A 14,976-nucleotide genomic window follows, 5' to 3' on the forward strand; every position below is an offset into this window, starting at 1 on the left:
GTTATTTATGACTAATCAGGATAAAACAACTCATTTTGGCTTCGAAGCGGTAGCCTGGGATGAAAAAGAAAGAAAAGTAGCAGAAGTTTTTCATTCTGTTGCCAAAAACTATGATTTAATGAATGACTTAATGTCTCTCGGCATTCACCATCTATGGAAACGATTTACTATTGAACTTAGCCAAGTTCGCCCAGGACAATCGGTTCTTGATCTGGCTGGGGGAAGCGGTGATTTGACTCGATTATTATCTAAAAAAGTGGGGGATACTGGACAAGTTATTCTTACCGATATTAATGCAGCAATGCTCAATGTGGGTCGGGATAGGTTGCTGGATGAAGGCCTTTATAAGAACATCAGCTTTGTTCAGGGGAATGCTCAATACCTGCCTTTTGCGGATAACAGTTTCCACTGTATTACCATAGGTTTTGGTTTGCGAAATGTAACGGATAAAGAAGAAGCACTGCGCTCAATGTATCGAGTCTGTAAACCTGGTGGCAAACTCATGGTTCTTGAGTTTTCGACTCCTACCTTTCCAGGATTAAAACCAATTTATGACTGGTATTCATTTAATATTTTGCCTAAAGTAGGAAAATTATTTGCACAAGATGAGGCAAGTTATCAATATCTTGCCGAGTCTATACGTATGCATCCTAATCAGCTGGCCTTACAGGAAATGATTGAACGTTCAGGGTTTGAAGATTGTCACTATCATAATTTAAGTGGAGGCATAGTTGCGTTGCACATTGCCTACAAATATTGAGTTGACTATGTTAAAAAAATATTCTTTAAAAGCACTACAAAAAGCGATTAACCAGGCCATGAGCCTGGATGAGCAGATGCCCAATAAGTTACAAGCACTTGATGGCAAAGTGCTTGAAATGATCATTACCCCTTTAAATGTCAATTTTTTTATCCAGTTTAAAGAAGGTGAAATGCTCTTACTCGATCGCTACGAGGAGCATCCCGATACCATTATCCATAGTAATCCTATAGGCTTGATAAGACTTAGTTTATTACCAGCCTCTAAAGCACGCTCCTTATTCAATGATAAAGTGCGCATGTCAGGTGACATCGAATTAGGGCAAAACGTTAAAAAATTATTTGATGAAATGGATATCGATTGGGAGGGACACTTAGCTCATTTTACTGGTGATGTAGTGGCGCATCAAATTGGGTCTCTGGTACGTAAAGGGATGGAATTTAAAAAACAATTTAGCCAGAACATGCGTCAAAATGTTACTGAATATCTCCAGGAGGAGTTACGCGTTTTTCCATCACGCAATGAGTTGGACGATTTTTATAACGATGTAGATGAGTTATCATTAAATGTTGAGCGATTGCAGGCTCATGTTAATCAACTGCTGAGCGATCATGAAACTGATTAAACGATTAGTACGCTTCATTCGGATTAACTTTATTCTGGCAAAGTATGGACTCAATAGTGTGGTCTTGTTGCTAAAAGTATTCTCACCTTTACGTTTTTTAAATGCCATCAATCCACGGAATTGGTTTCGCAAGAGAGCAGTGACATCCAATGATGCGTCACTACTGTCTTTAAAAGATTTTAAACCGCTCTTCAGTGAGATGGGCAAAATATTTTCGAACCACCAAGAGATTCATCCTGAAACTATAGCGCAAGAACTTAATAAATTAAAAAGTAAAGTATCGCCCATGATCAACAAAAAAAGCGGGGTGATTATTGAACAGGTTAATGAAGCATCTCCTCCAGAATCCGAAGCGCCAGCTGAACTAATAACCCTGAAAACCGAAGAATTAGGGCGACACGTTAAAAACTTATGGAATGAACTTAGTGGCCAGCTTTCGGCTGAGGACGTTGTTCATCAATTGGGTTCGCTAGTCAGCAGAGGAAAAGAGCTAAAGACGCAATTTATCGAAGCCGTCCCCCAGAATATTGCAGAGTATCTTCAAGAAGAATTGCGTATTTTTCCATCACGAAATGAGCTAAATGATTTTTTTAACGAGATAGATGATTTATCATTAAGCGTTGGGCGATTGCAAGCTCATGTTAATCAACTAATGAGCGCTCATGAAATCAATTAGAAAACTATTACGCCTCATCCATATTAACTATGTCCTGGCCAGAAATGGGTTGGATAATGTGGTCGTGTCATTAAGGGTATTTGCCCCTATACGCTTTATAGTCTATTTAAATCCGTGGAACTGGTTTCGCAAGGTACCATTAACTCGCGGGGAAGCGCTGCGTAAATCTTTAGAAGAGTTGGGCCCTATATTTATTAAGTTCGGCCAGGCTCTCTCAACCAGACCCGATATATTACCAGAAGACATAGCCGTAGAATTAAGCAAACTGCAGGATAAAGTTCCCCCCTTTCCCAGTGAGATAGCTATGGCTCTTATTGAGAAAGCTTATGGGCAATCCCCCTATGATATCTTTGCTCAATTTGATCCCATTGCCTTGGCCTCCGCTTCCATGGCTCAAGTTCATGCAGCAACATTAAAAACAGGTGAGGATGTTGTAGTTAAAATACTCAGACCCCATATGCGTCGAATTATTGAGCAAGACTTAAGCATCATGTACACCATTGCAAAATTGGCAGACAAGTATTGGCCAGAAGGAAAGCGTTTAAAACCTAAAGAAATAGTAGCTGAGTTTGAACACACCTTACTGGATGAGCTTGATTTATTAAGAGAAGCCGCCAATGCAGCGCAATTACGCCGTAACTTTAATCACTCCCCTTTATTGTATATTCCCGAAATATACTGGGATTACGCGCGTAAAAATATAATGGTCATGGAGCGCATTCATGGAATACCAGTCTCTGATGTAAGTCAGTTGCAGGCACACGGCATTAATATAAAAAAACTGGCAGAGCGCGGCGTTGAAATCTTTTTTACTCAAGTTTTTCGCGATTGTTTTTTTCATGCCGATATGCATCCAGGCAATATATTTGTATCTTATAAACATCCTCAAGAGCCGCAATATATTTGTATCGATTTTGGTATTATTGGAACATTAAATGACAGTGACAAACGTTATCTGGCAGAAAATCTCCTGGCCTTTTTTAACCGTGACTATCGACGTGTGGCTCAGCTTCATGTTGAAAGTGGCTGGGTAGCACGAAACACGCGGGTTGAAGAGTTTGAGAGCGCCATTCGTACGGTGTGTGAACCCATATTTGAAAAACCCTTAAAAGATATTTCCTTTGCCCAGGTTGTACTACGCCTCTTCCAAGTAGCGCGGCGATTCCATATGATAGTCCAACCTCAATTGATTTTATTACAAAAAACCTTGCTCGCTATTGAAGGTTTAGGCCGGCAGCTTTATCCTGAATTGGATTTATGGGCAACAGCTAAACCCTTTCTGGAAAAATGGGTGCGTCAACAAATTGGACCAAAAGCTTTTTTACATCAATTAAAGCTAAATTTACCTTTTATAGCCGAACAACTGCCCCATTTGCCCAAACTGGTCTTTGACGTCCTGGAGCTGAAAAAGGAACAATTAATATTAAATCAAGAAGTACTTCTCTCTCGTCCCAATAATAACACTCAGATGTTCCAATGGAAGGGTATCGCGATAGGGGTATTTGCCTCTCTGATATCCATTGGCCTCATCAATTACTTCCATCTGATAAACTACAAAAACCTCACCCCCATAGCGTTAACCGGGGCGGTATTAGCAGGTTTTTTTGCTCTCATTAACCGTAAAGAAAGGAGTTAACATGGGATTAAGTGGTATCAGTCCATTATCTTTATTACTCATATTAGCCATCATTATCGCTCTTTTTGGTACTTCCAAATTAAAAACGTTAGGTACTGATCTGGGTGAGGCGATAAAAAACTTCCGCCGCGCCATGAACGATGAGCAGGTAAATGACTCTACAAAGGATAATCAGAAACCATCATGAGTAGTGGTGAACTCTTACTAATATTTATTGTGGCTTTAATTGTCTTTGGACCATCGAAATTGCCCATGCTCGCAACTCATCTTGGTTTATTGATGCGCAAAATCAATCAACTTAAAGAACAGGCCACATCATTCTGGCAACAACAACTCAATGAACATCAATTAAAAGAAAATCAATATAAAGCAGAGCAAGGGGATAAAAAATATAAAGCAAATCTTTCCCCAACTGAGGATTAAGTCTTTTGGTAATGGCTAATATAAAGTGTCACGTGTAACCTGGATTAGCGCTGCGTAATCCAGGAAAGATATTGTTCCGTGAATACTGGATTACGCAGCGCTACCAAGACTAGTTAATGGCCATGAGCCCGTATGCCTCAGGCATGAAAATCATGCTGTTTTAAAAGCGGCAATCAATACTTTGTTTCTTTGCTTCATGGTTATCCCAAGAAAACAAACCATTAGAGCCCCCAAACAGGCACAGGCTGGAATCAAAATCAGGGCTGATTGATAAGCGATCAGACTATACTGTTTTACGCCGCTATCATTGAGAGCTCCCGTCCAAAACACATCAATAAGCCGTCCTATAGCAGTATGAAAAAACGAACCACCAAGCATATTGATGCAATTAAGAAAAGCAATTGTAACCCCCAAGTAATGTGCTTTCACAAGATTAGCGCCAGCAGCAAAAATAATTACCTGGTAGCAACACATGACCCCAATACTAAAAAACAAAAAGGCGAGATACCACCAATGGTAGTTTTTGCACAAAAGTAGTGCGGCGAATGCAATAGCCATACCAAATCCACATAAAGCAATCACGGCATAATTGCCCAGCTTCTTACTACAAAAAGCGAGTAAGGGCCCGCCGCAAAGCATACCAAAAAAAACAAAAGAGATAAGTTGAGCAGCATTCCCTTTACTGATGGAATAGGCTTTCATCAAATAAGGAATCCCCCAGACATCGCTAAACCCTTCTAAAGATCCAACCATTAGAAGATTGGCCAATGCCAACAGCCATATTGCTGGAGAAGAAAGCAATACTTTAAAATGAGCTATTTTAAATGACTCAGTGCTTGAGTCACCGTTCTTTCTATTTTGGTTAGAACGCAGAAAAAAATATGCTCCATAGCCAATCAACATAGAAACCAAAGCCAGGGTTAATGCAACCTGCTGCCAGTCATAACGCTCAATGAATAAGCTAATGGGCTTGCCGCCAAATATGGCTCCGATCAAACCGACGGTGAAAGAAAGCCCTATCATTTTGGTGTATTGCTGGGCAGAAAACCATTCCGAGACCACTTTTGATACGCCCAAAAAACCTACAGCCGATCCAGCTCCTACCAAAAATCGGCTGAAACATGCTAAGTACCAATTAGTGGAATAAGTAAACAACAACGTTGCAACACCACAAATTAGGGCAAAAGCAAAAACGATGTATTTTGCTCCAAAACGATCCAGGAGCATTGCTACCGGAATCTGCATACTGGAATAGCCATAATAATAAAATGCAGCAATTAAACCAAACTGGCTGCTGCTAATAGAAAACTGCATCATCATTTGTTGCATCATCAAGCCAGGCCACAGACGCAAAATAAATTGATAGGTAAAAAATAATAAAGGGAAAGCCCACATCACATAGGGAAAATACTTGTTTTTTGGCACCACCATACACCACCTCATCAGAAAAATTGCACATTCTAATGGCAAGGAAAATCAGATTTTTCAATGCCCGCGATAAACCTCTCTCCCTAGAGAGGTACGGGTAATCAAAAACAGCTGACCGCTCTAGGGTAAGGGGGGCAAGATAATAATAATTGAGCGAATAGTTTGAGCTGATAAATGATTGCAGCAAAACAACCTGCTTGTAGAAGAACCTACAGGCAAAAAGTTGCTTATTTGATGGTTGCGTTTATTTATCATGAGCAAAAAAGATTTAGTTTTAATTTAATCTCTATAAATTAACAAACTGAACATTTGTTTGTCAATACCAGCTAGCCAATATTTTTTAACTCATACAGGGTTATGTCGTAGTCCCTACGATCAATATTTTCTTATTGCTTTATGCTTCTATTGCCTTGTATGATTGGCGGGTTTCTAAAAGCCAAAGTCATAAGGAAGTGCTATGTACCGCAATATGGGCAAGAAGCTCTCTAGTCTCATTCTGATATTATGTTCAGGTTTAGATGTACAAACAGTCCTTGCTGGAAATCAACATAACAATCACCATACCCTTTTAAAAGACAATGAGCATTTATCTGCTTACGTCATTACCTTAAGTGCTGGTCCTGTGTGGACAGAAGGTGGTGAAACCCAAACGTTTTTTTTACAACCGGACGTAGAGAAAACCTACACTGCCGATAACAGTTTGCCCGCATTAGCTGAAGGCGCATTATTTTTGGGCATTCAAAGAGCACTCAATACTCGGATTCAAGGACAACTAGGAGTGGAATTGGCGGCAGCGAGTAATGCCCGACTTTCCGGTGATATTTGGGATGATGCCGATCCTGTTTTCGATAATTATACCTATAGATACCACATCCAACACAGTCATATTGCGCTAAAAGGAAAACTGCTGATGAATACCGGCCATATCGTATTGCCTTATATCAGTGGCAGCATTGGTATTGGGTCGAATCAAGCCCGTGCTTTCATTATTACACCTAAGAACTCTGCAGCAGTGCCTACTCCGGCCTTTTTATCTCATACGGAGTCCGGTTTTACCTATACGGCCGGCGCAGGAATACAAAAAGCACTATCGGAGCACTGGCACGCTGGAGTCGGCTACGAGTTTGCGGACTGGGGAAAAAATAATCTGGCTCCTGCTCCAGGGCAAACCATGGGTCAAGGCCTGACTTTAGACCACATTTATACGCATCAATTGCAGTTTTCATTAAGTTATACGGTTTAAGGAAAGCCTCAATGAATAAAAGAATCAAATCTCTTTGTACCTGGAGCGCAGGAACTATTACATTGCTAACAGCAACCTTTTTAAATGCTGCAATGTTGCCGGTCTTTGACATTGAACCTGCTTCACCGACAACCATGCTCCTGCCAGTTAACAGCTCGGAAATCGTGCAATATAAAGTCACCAACAACACGGCAAGACAACGGGTGCTAACCATGCAACCCATTTCTGGCGTCAATCAGATTACCGGAGAAGCCGGGGTTTGCCCAAGTCCTTTTACCTTGGATCCCAAAACTTCCTGCCTTCTCACCTTACAAATCAATGGCAATCAAATCCCGCCAAGAATTACAGATGGCCCCACCGTGTGTAAAACTCAAGGACCAGGCAATAATACCCCCGATCCTTTTCTTTGTTCAAAACCCGAAGCGAATGAAAGGTTGTCTGTTACCCTAATACCAGCAATACCTGCTCAACACGCTTATATAACCAACTGGGATCAAAACAGCATTTCTCTTTGTGATGTAAGCACCCTAGACGGTACGTTCTCCAACTGCATCATTACTGCCAGCGGTGCTTTATTTGCCAATCCGGAAGCAATTACCACTTTAAATCTGGATGCCAATAACACGGTTTTTTATGTGGCCAATATTAATGCATTAAATATGGCCGTTTCTACTGTTGTCCTATGCCAAGTCAATAACGGTACGGGGGCATTAAGCGGGTGTGCTATTACAGGTTCAGGATTTAATGGTGCTGATGGTATTGCTATTAATCCTGCAGGAACTTTGGCTTATGTTTCGAATGCAGGTGCCGATAATGTCTCTCTTTGCCAGGTTGACAGTATTACAGGAGCACTGGGGAACTGCGGCCCGACAGGCAATGGCTTTCATATCCCATCTGATATGACGCTTAATCCTTTAGGCACTATCGCTTACGTCTCAGACTTAGCCAATTATGTGTCGATTTGCCCCGTTGACGCAACCACTGGATTACTAAGCTGCCACAACAGGGTAGGTGGTTTTAGTCAACCGGAGGGAATTACCTTACATCCCTCTGGGCAGTTTGCTTATCTTACCAATAATGGCAGTAACAACATTTCTGTTTGTAAAGTCGATGTCATCACCAGTAACTTACATTCGTGCTCTATAACAGGGGGGAGATTTGATGGATTTGGCAATCTTGCATTTAACAATCTAGGCTCACGAGCCTATGTTCCCATAGCAGACACTGGCCGTGTATCTGTATGTTTTGTTAATCAAAATAATGGCACCCTATCATTATGCAAAGACTCTCATGGCACGTTTGATAGTCCCTCAGGCGTGTTATTAAGATAAATGGATATTTTCGTCTGGAGCAAACTTTAAGAAAATTATATTAAGGAACTTTTTAATGAACTTGACTAAACTGATTAGCGCTTTTTGCGGATTAACTCTAAGTTGTGTTTATACGACGACTTTTGCTGAGCTTTTAAAAGATGAACCCGCTAAAAAGAATCTTGAACTTTATGGTGGATTGTTATATCTGCAGCCTAACAGTGATAACCTGAAATATGCCGTTTTTGTTTCCGGAAATCAGCCTTATTCACAAAGCTGGCATTATCAGGAAATCCATCCTGCATACTCTCCTGCATTCGAAGTAGGATTAAATTACAATTTTTCAGCATCGCCCTATCAGGCTAATGTTAATTGGCTTCATTTAGATACAAGTAACTCAACGTTCAAACAAGCATCTCAAAGTACCGATCTTTCTACTGTTGAATTTGTTGCTCCTGCTTATGAAGTGGGGCCACCCGTATTTGGTATAAAAAGAGCTGATAGCACGGTAAAATTTGATTTTGATAGCATAGATATCAATGCCAGCAAACTATTCGAATACAGTCCCAATCTGCGAGCCCGACTGTTTGGCGGTCTTAATATATTACGCATTAATCAAACCTTAACGACTGTCTTTAGTGATTATGCCGGAGCTCCAGCCACCCCCTACAGTTATGCCCTTCCTCCCGATCCTCAATTCTTTTTTGAAACCCAAAACAAGTCAGAATACTTAGGAGCGGGACCTGATCTTGGCCTTAATGTGCAATATGTTGTCTATCGCGGCTTTGGCGTAGTCGGAGAACTAGCAGGAATGCTTACTGCAGGCGGTATTAGTGTGGTGGATAATTTTACCGCCAGTTCAGCACGCCTGACATTTTTGGGATTATCGCCCAGCCATCAAGAAGTAACTACCCCTGATGTGACCCAGGTAGTAACCGGTTTTGATGGTAAGTTAGGATTGTTTTATAATTATTCTGGACGACATATTGATAGTCTTACCATAGAAGCAGGTTATCGCCTGGCTTACTATAATAATGCTATAGCAGAGGTAAGTCCGGCTACTTTAGTACAGGCAGGAACAGTGTTTATCACCCCTTCATTTGCAACAGGAACCATGGCGATTAACTCTACTGAAGCAAGAAGCAGGAATTTTAGCGTTAATGGACCATACGTTAATTTAACATTAGCCGTGGCTTAAAAGATTAGGGCATGAAAGTGTTAGGAAACCCGTATTACGCCGCTAATACGGGCTACAATTAAAGAAATTAAACACTTCCCTCCAAGCGCATCTTCAACAAAAAGAGAATCGCTTTTTTCTTAGTGTCCGGCATATCATTTGCTTCTATTAAATTCAGACAATAGTCAATGAAACTGCTCAGTCTTTCTTGACTTGTTTGCTCTACCTCATTGCGGGTATGGACATTTTTGTAATTGCTTTCCAATTCAATGGCAATATGTTCCAGGGTTTGTTGATCCGGTTTTTGAACATGGTCTAATCCTGCGTGTTTCCCAGCTGCAGCAATTTTTTCCTTAAATCCATTGAGCTCATCATCAGTGACTACCGAAGTGGCATCTGCTGCGCTTGTTCTGATTTTATTAGAATTGTTGTCTTGATCTTTTTCCCAATTTTCTCTATCGCCCTGGAAGGCAAGAACCGTCATCAACACTCTAAAATCAATGTTTTTGCGTTCAAATAAAGCTCTGTTGGTAATAGTAATATTCCAGTCATTTTTTAATCTGAAAAAGGAGCGGTGCATTTTAGCCATTTCCTGATCTGTTACAGGATCATAGATGGTAAAGGTTGTTCCCCAAAAATTCATTGCGGCTCTAGCCAACTTGGTTGACGCGTCGCTACCATAAATATCGAAAGTAGGGAAAAAAGTAAATATTTTTTCTTCGGCAAAACCTAAGAAACGTTCATCCCGGTCATAGATGTCAAAGTGGGCCGTAAAGGAGAAAAACTTGGAACGCGCAGTAGCCATTTTATTATCAAAGGGATCAAAAAACTCGTATGTTAATAAGAAGCTGAAAAATTTTCGATATAAAGTGCCTAATTTATGAGTTTTTGTTTCAATATCAAAACTTGTGGTTAAGCTGATCCAGTGCTCCGTAACTTGAAACTCATTGGGAACATCATTATTGGAATAGGCAGCCTGAGCGCCAATAAAAACAAATAAAGAGAATAAAGTAGCAATTAATTTTTTCATAGTTACTTCCATTTTTAAAAGTGAATATAAACCGTATTCCTACTGACTTCATGCTTATAATTAATGCACAATTACGGCTCAGATAGCACCAACTCCCTGCGGATACTGGCAGGATGGCAACGTCATTCTAAAGTACTATTCTTAAGATAATATTAATTTGAAAATTGTCGATTTATTGAACTCACATTGATGGCTCAGGAAAAAAGAGGTAGGCTAAAGAATAGCATTATAAAACAACGTATTTTACGGCTATTTTAGAAATGCATGCACCAACCCATTGGCTAAGAAAAAGGAAGTCTTATGTTAATAGCGGCTATTATTTTATTTATTATTGCAGCACTGTTTGGTTTAATCATTTTGACTGCAGTTTTGCAAGACAGACCCGGCCATAAAATGGTCGTCTATTTACATGGAATTATTGCCGCAACTGCATTAATACTGGTAATCATTTATATGATTTTGAACGTCGCCTCCCCTACCCTGACTGTCGGTTTGACCTTGCTTATTCTTGGCGCCTTGGGCGGATTAACTCTATTTATTATCGATATGAAGGGAGGCACCATCCCCAAATGGGTAGCGGTCTTGCATCCACTAATTGCGGTTACGGGTTTGGTAGCCTTGATTATCTACGTATTACCATAGGGTGCTTTAACTGTTGAATGGCGTCAACTTAAGAGAACACAGTAGCCTGGATGGAGCGAAGCGTAATCTGGGATAGAGTACCAATCAAGTTTCGATCCCGGGTTACGGCTGCGCCTTCACCCGGGCTACATCCTTCAGTTGACGCCATTAATCGCGCCCCAAGTAGTCGTCATTGCGAACGAAGTGAAGCAATTGTAAAATTCTAACGAAACATCGTTCTGCTTCGCCAAGGCTCGCAACGACGGAATTGACATACCTATAGTCTAGCGTAAGGAAGCCATATCAATAACAAAGCGATATTTAACATCCCCTTTTTGCAAGCGTTGGAATGCGGTATTGATCTCGTCCATATTGATTAACTCAATATCGGCAGTAATCTTATGTTTAGCGCAAAAATCCAACATCTCTTGCGTTTCTTTAATTCCGCCAATTAAAGAGCCATTTACATTTAAGCGTTTAAAGATTATTGGAAACATTGGAATTTCCATTGGGTCTGCAGGCAAGCCAACCTGGGTAATCGTTCCGTCATGTTTTAGAAGATTTAAATAAGGATTTAAATCATGCTTGGCAGAGACCGTATCGAGAATAAAATCATATTGATTCGCCAGAGCGTCCATTGCCTTTGCATCGGTAGAGAGTACTACGTCTGTAGCACCTAATTGTTTGGCGGCATTTACTTTATTTGCTGAAGTAGTAAAAACAGTAACATGTGCCCCAAAAGCATGAGCCAGTTTCACGGCCATATGGCCAAGACCACCTAGACCTACAATGCCCACTTTACTTCCTTTACCTACTTTGGCCCGTTTCAGCGGTGAATAAGTCGTAATTCCGGCGCACAGCAAGGGAGCCGCCGCAGACGCATCTAATTGTTTATCTATTTTTAATACAAAATCCTGAGTTACTATTATATGTTTAGAAAAACCGCCATAAGTCATACCGCCTAAGATCTTATCTTCACTATTATAGGTTTGCGTCATGCCTGATTCGCAAAACTGTTCTTCGTTTAGGGTACAACTAGAACATTTGCCACAGGAATCAACCATACAGCCCACACCAACCAAATCACCTGGCGCAAATCGGTCAACCTTGGCACCTACGGCAGTCACTTTGCCGATGATTTCATGCCCTGGTACCATAGGGTATTGTCCAAAACCCCAATCATTGTGGATTTGATGTAAATCAGAGTGGCAAATGCCGCAAAATAAAATATCAATAGCAACATCCTGTGCACCAATCTTGCGTCGTTCAAAGGTGAAAGGTTGTAGCGGTGCTCCGGCTTTGGGAGCCGCATACCCGATCGTTTCAGTCATCATTCTATCCTTCAATATTATTAATAATGCTAGAGTTAAATATAGTTGATGGTAGCCTAAAAAAAAGTATATTTAAATGAAACAGCGCGGTTGAGGTAATGAGCAGCCCACGCCAGCCAATGAAAAATACTGTATTATTAATTATGAGGTAATCAAAAAGAGTCTACATGTTAAAGATCAACAATAATATATTCATTCCACTAGCGGAGATTGAATTGACCCCAATTCGAGCGCAAGGCGCCGGTGGACAACATGTAAATAAAGTCTCTACCGCGATTCATCTTCGCTTTAATATTGAACAGTCAACCTTACCTGCCGAATATAAACTAAGGCTGTTACAACTAAACGACTACCGAATTTCTACTGACGGCATTATTATCATCAAAGCACAACGGTATCGCAGTCAGGAGAAGAATAGAGATGATGCTTTACAGCGACTCGTTACCCTCATTAAGAAAGTAAGTGTTGTTCCTGTCAAAAGAAAGAAAACCAAGCCCTCTAAAGCATCAGTGAGAAAAAGACTGGATAGCAAAACCCAGAGAGGTCATTTAAAAAAACTTCGTCAGACACTCGATTGAAACCCAGGCCATTACATTAAGAATTAACTCATTGTATATGAATAGTTGTCTTTCCCGCGCAAGCAAGATCTACTCCCCTACACGACACCATGTGAATGTGAAATGGACTCTAATAATGTTCTCTTGATTTCTTAACTTGATAGTGACAAGCCATTACGCCTGGTTTTATTTGAAAACATCTTTTAATAATGGTGTACTGAGGGCAGTTTTTATAAAAGATTATGAAAATACTGAACTTGAAACCAATATTTTTTGGAGGTTTATTTCGTGTTATGGATCAATGCCCCTCATTTATGGATCGCCTTTGCCGCCACCTTTTTTTTAGTGATGTTTCATTATTTAAGCCCGTGGATTGCTAATCGTCTTCCTGAAAATGGCCGTGCATTTGTCTCTTTTGCGGGTGGTGTTGCTGTTGCCTATGTATTTTTGGAGATGTTACCTAATTTAGTGGAATATAATAAACCAATAGGTGACTTTTTATTGAAGAATCAATGGCTCACCCCCTTTACTGAGTTGCTAATTTATATTTTCGCTTTATGTGGCTTTCTCATTTATTATGGCTTTGACTTATTGGCTGAACGTTATCGTGACGAGAGGCATAGCGATGGGTTGGTCTATGGTTTACATTTAGTGATGTTCTGTGTTTACAACTTCTTAATCACCTATACGATGTCATTAAGAGCCCTCTCCAGCATCACCGCAACCATCCTGTTTACTTTGGCTATGGCCTTACATTTTGTATTGACCGATAGAAAATTTTGTCATTTCTACCCGACACGATTCAACCATGTAGGCCGCTTCCTATTGATTAGCGCTTTATTAACCGGTTGGTTGTGTTCGGTTATTTTTGATCCAGTTAATGTTCTGATTGCCGCATTGATGGTAGCTTTTTTGGCGGGCTCTGTTTTATTGAATGTTTTTCGCGAAGAGCTGCCTGCAGCGGGTTTAACCAGTTATTATTGGTTTGCTTTTGGCGTGGTATTGATCACGCTCATTTTATTATTAAGAACGTGGGTTACCGCGAAGAGTTACATCTGATATGGAGAGACACTCAGAGTCTGGATCCCGTGGACAAGCCACGGGACGTTGGGAATATCTAGGTGTTGGAGTGGAACCATCGAGTATGGCAGAGCAGAACCTTAATCTTCAAAGCGATTGGTCGGCTGATGACAATAAGGTGCCTTGCGATGTTTTATATAATATTCTTGGTGATACTCTTCAGCAGGCCACCAAGGTTGAGCCTCAAGTAAACGAGTGGCGACCTGATAGCCTTTATTTCTGAGCTGTTGCATTAAAGACTCGGCCTCTTGCTTCTGCTCTTGATCAAAATAAAACACAGCACTTTGGTATTGTTGTCCTAAATCGGGTCCTTGTCCGGTGCGTTGGGTGGGATCATGAATTTCAAAAAATCGTTTTAAGACCGTGTGATAATCCGTTTTAGACCGATCATAAATCACCCGAACTGCTTCGTAATGACCGGTATTACCGCTGCAAACCTGATCATAACCGGGATCTAAAGTATGGCCTCCAGTGTATCCTGATTCCACGCTGATTACCCCAGGAATCTGGCGTAAAAAATGTTCTACGCCCCAAAAGCAGCCTCCAGCGACAATAGCTTCCTCCGTATCCAAAACCTCATTATCAACCACAAAATCAAGTGAAGCAGAATTCACACAATGGCGCAAATTTTTATGGGTAAACGACTCACCAGTAAATACGTGCCCTAAATGAGCGTCACAACGAGCACAAAGTATCTCCGTACGTTGACCATCTGGATCGGGCTCTCTTTTTACCGCATGGACAATATCATCATCAAAACTGGGCCATCCGCACCCTGAACTGAATTGGCTGGAGCCACGAAACAAAGCCAATCCACAACGTCGACATAAGTAAGTCCCTCGAGCCATCACCGTGTTATAAGCGCCTGTATGGGGATATTCGGTGGCTTTATCACAAACCACTCTTCTCGTGGCAGGAGTTAGGCTGGCTGTTTTATCAAGATAATCGCTCACTTTTTTCTCCTATAAAGATCTTGGATCAGACCGGATGCTGAGATTGGATGCAATGATAAATTATCGTAGCCTGGGCCTAGCCCCATAGACGTTAAGCTAAGGAATTTAGCCCTGCCTATATCTTAA

At 40.9% G+C, this 14,976-nt stretch carries 16 protein-coding genes; 12 read left to right on the forward strand and 4 right to left on the reverse strand.

Features of this window, described 5'->3' with window-relative positions; translation table 11 throughout:
• The first annotated feature begins 7 nt into the window (after positions 1–7).
• Genes ubiE through LOX96_RS02840 form a run of 6 tightly spaced genes read left to right on the forward strand, consistent with a single transcriptional unit; the run spans position 8 to position 4,120 of the window.
• Positions 8–760, forward strand: coding sequence for a bifunctional demethylmenaquinone methyltransferase/2-methoxy-6-polyprenyl-1,4-benzoquinol methylase UbiE (gene ubiE, locus LOX96_RS02815; protein ID WP_250420400.1), 753 nt, complete (start codon positions 8–10; stop codon positions 758–760).
• A gap of 7 nt (positions 761–767) precedes the next feature.
• The gene (locus LOX96_RS02820; RefSeq protein WP_250420403.1) at positions 768–1,385 is read left to right on the forward strand and encodes a ubiquinone biosynthesis accessory factor UbiJ; all 618 of its coding nucleotides are present in this window, start codon (positions 768–770) and stop codon (positions 1,383–1,385) included.
• Positions 1,372–2,061, forward strand: coding sequence for a hypothetical protein (locus tag LOX96_RS02825; protein ID WP_250420406.1), 690 nt, complete (start codon positions 1,372–1,374; stop codon positions 2,059–2,061). The genes LOX96_RS02820 and LOX96_RS02825 overlap by 14 nt, the downstream gene beginning before the upstream one ends.
• Positions 2,048–3,697 (forward strand): ubiquinone biosynthesis regulatory protein kinase UbiB, encoded by a 1,650-nt coding sequence (ubiB, locus tag LOX96_RS02830; protein ID WP_250420409.1) that lies wholly within the window; start codon positions 2,048–2,050, stop codon positions 3,695–3,697. Before LOX96_RS02825 ends, ubiB begins: the two co-directional genes overlap by 14 nt.
• A gap of 1 nt (position 3,698) precedes the next feature.
• Complete coding sequence (gene tatA, locus LOX96_RS02835) at positions 3,699–3,884, forward strand: twin-arginine translocase TatA/TatE family subunit (protein WP_250420412.1); 186 nt, start codon at positions 3,699–3,701, stop codon at positions 3,882–3,884.
• On the forward strand, positions 3,881–4,120 hold the full coding sequence (locus LOX96_RS02840) for a Sec-independent protein translocase subunit TatA/TatB (RefSeq protein ID WP_250420415.1): 240 nt from the start codon (positions 3,881–3,883) through the stop codon (positions 4,118–4,120). The genes tatA and LOX96_RS02840 overlap by 4 nt, the downstream gene beginning before the upstream one ends.
• Positions 4,121–4,270: 150 nt before the next feature.
• Here LOX96_RS02840 and LOX96_RS02845 read toward each other — a convergent pair whose 3' ends face one another.
• Positions 4,271–5,551 (reverse strand): MFS transporter, encoded by a 1,281-nt coding sequence (locus LOX96_RS02845; RefSeq protein WP_431606625.1) that lies wholly within the window; start codon positions 5,549–5,551, stop codon positions 4,271–4,273.
• Positions 5,552–6,005: 454 nt separating this feature from the next.
• Here LOX96_RS02845 and LOX96_RS02850 point away from each other — a divergent pair, with 454 nt between their 5' ends.
• From LOX96_RS02850 to LOX96_RS02860, 3 genes are read left to right on the forward strand one after another with little or no spacing between them, the layout of a single operon-like run.
• Positions 6,006–6,791, forward strand: coding sequence for an outer membrane protein (locus LOX96_RS02850; RefSeq protein WP_250420421.1), 786 nt, complete (start codon positions 6,006–6,008; stop codon positions 6,789–6,791).
• A gap of 11 nt (positions 6,792–6,802) precedes the next feature.
• Complete coding sequence (locus tag LOX96_RS02855; protein WP_250420424.1) at positions 6,803–8,122, forward strand: lactonase family protein; 1,320 nt, start codon at positions 6,803–6,805, stop codon at positions 8,120–8,122.
• A gap of 55 nt (positions 8,123–8,177) precedes the next feature.
• Positions 8,178–9,299 (forward strand): Lpg1974 family pore-forming outer membrane protein, encoded by a 1,122-nt coding sequence (locus LOX96_RS02860; protein WP_250420427.1) that lies wholly within the window; start codon positions 8,178–8,180, stop codon positions 9,297–9,299.
• Between the two features lie 67 nt (positions 9,300–9,366).
• Here the strand turns inward: LOX96_RS02860 and LOX96_RS02865 are convergent, their stop codons facing one another.
• Positions 9,367–10,308 (reverse strand): LURP-one-related family protein, encoded by a 942-nt coding sequence (locus LOX96_RS02865; protein ID WP_250420430.1) that lies wholly within the window; start codon positions 10,306–10,308, stop codon positions 9,367–9,369.
• Between the two features lie 300 nt (positions 10,309–10,608).
• Between LOX96_RS02865 and LOX96_RS02870 the strand changes: the two genes are divergently transcribed.
• Positions 10,609–10,950 (forward strand): hypothetical protein, encoded by a 342-nt coding sequence (locus LOX96_RS02870; protein ID WP_250420433.1) that lies wholly within the window; start codon positions 10,609–10,611, stop codon positions 10,948–10,950.
• Positions 10,951–11,213: 263 nt separating this feature from the next.
• Here LOX96_RS02870 and LOX96_RS02875 read toward each other — a convergent pair whose 3' ends face one another.
• Positions 11,214–12,260 (reverse strand): NAD(P)-dependent alcohol dehydrogenase, encoded by a 1,047-nt coding sequence (locus LOX96_RS02875; protein ID WP_348645821.1) that lies wholly within the window; start codon positions 12,258–12,260, stop codon positions 11,214–11,216.
• A 167-nt stretch (positions 12,261–12,427) separates the two neighbouring features.
• Here LOX96_RS02875 and arfB point away from each other — a divergent pair, with 167 nt between their 5' ends.
• Both arfB and LOX96_RS02885 read left to right on the forward strand, forming a co-directional pair.
• The gene (arfB, locus tag LOX96_RS02880) at positions 12,428–12,838 is read left to right on the forward strand and encodes an alternative ribosome rescue aminoacyl-tRNA hydrolase ArfB (protein ID WP_250420437.1); all 411 of its coding nucleotides are present in this window, start codon (positions 12,428–12,430) and stop codon (positions 12,836–12,838) included.
• 267 nt (positions 12,839–13,105) lie between these two features.
• Complete coding sequence (locus LOX96_RS02885) at positions 13,106–13,876, forward strand: hypothetical protein (protein WP_250420439.1); 771 nt, start codon at positions 13,106–13,108, stop codon at positions 13,874–13,876.
• Positions 13,877–13,977: 101 nt separating this feature from the next.
• On the opposite strand, the gene LOX96_RS02890 is transcribed toward LOX96_RS02885, so the two are convergent.
• A complete protein-coding gene (locus LOX96_RS02890) occupies positions 13,978–14,850 on the reverse strand; it encodes a bifunctional methionine sulfoxide reductase B/A protein (protein WP_250420442.1) in 873 nt (290 codons plus the stop codon).
• Positions 14,851–14,976 lie beyond the last annotated feature (126 nt).

The sequence above is a fragment of the Legionella maioricensis genome, assembly GCF_023618015.1.
Classification (GTDB): Bacteria; Pseudomonadota; Gammaproteobacteria; order Legionellales; family Legionellaceae; genus Legionella; species Legionella maioricensis.

Bases quoted from the DNA above. Each gene is read 5' to 3' on its own strand.
- LOX96_RS02865 (WP_250420430.1), bottom strand. From the start codon at position 10,308: ATGAAAAAATTAATTGCTACTTTATTCTCTTTATTTGTTTTTATTGGC.
- LOX96_RS02840 (WP_250420415.1), top strand. From the start codon at position 3,881: ATGAGTAGTGGTGAACTCTTACTAATATTTATTGTGGCTTTAATTGTC.
- ubiE (WP_250420400.1), top strand. From the start codon at position 8: ATGACTAATCAGGATAAAACAACTCATTTTGGCTTCGAAGCGGTAGCC.
- LOX96_RS02820 (WP_250420403.1), top strand. From the start codon at position 768: ATGTTAAAAAAATATTCTTTAAAAGCACTACAAAAAGCGATTAACCAG.
- ubiB (WP_250420409.1), top strand. From the start codon at position 2,048: ATGAAATCAATTAGAAAACTATTACGCCTCATCCATATTAACTATGTC.
- LOX96_RS02855 (WP_250420424.1), top strand. From the start codon at position 6,803: ATGAATAAAAGAATCAAATCTCTTTGTACCTGGAGCGCAGGAACTATT.
- LOX96_RS02845 (WP_431606625.1), bottom strand. From the start codon at position 5,551: ATGGTGGTGCCAAAAAACAAGTATTTTCCCTATGTGATGTGGGCTTTC.
- tatA (WP_250420412.1), top strand. From the start codon at position 3,699: ATGGGATTAAGTGGTATCAGTCCATTATCTTTATTACTCATATTAGCC.
- arfB (WP_250420437.1), top strand. From the start codon at position 12,428: ATGTTAAAGATCAACAATAATATATTCATTCCACTAGCGGAGATTGAA.
- LOX96_RS02825 (WP_250420406.1), top strand. From the start codon at position 1,372: ATGAAACTGATTAAACGATTAGTACGCTTCATTCGGATTAACTTTATT.
- LOX96_RS02870 (WP_250420433.1), top strand. From the start codon at position 10,609: ATGTTAATAGCGGCTATTATTTTATTTATTATTGCAGCACTGTTTGGT.
- LOX96_RS02860 (WP_250420427.1), top strand. From the start codon at position 8,178: ATGAACTTGACTAAACTGATTAGCGCTTTTTGCGGATTAACTCTAAGT.
- LOX96_RS02850 (WP_250420421.1), top strand. From the start codon at position 6,006: ATGTACCGCAATATGGGCAAGAAGCTCTCTAGTCTCATTCTGATATTA.
- LOX96_RS02875 (WP_348645821.1), bottom strand. From the start codon at position 12,260: ATGACTGAAACGATCGGGTATGCGGCTCCCAAAGCCGGAGCACCGCTA.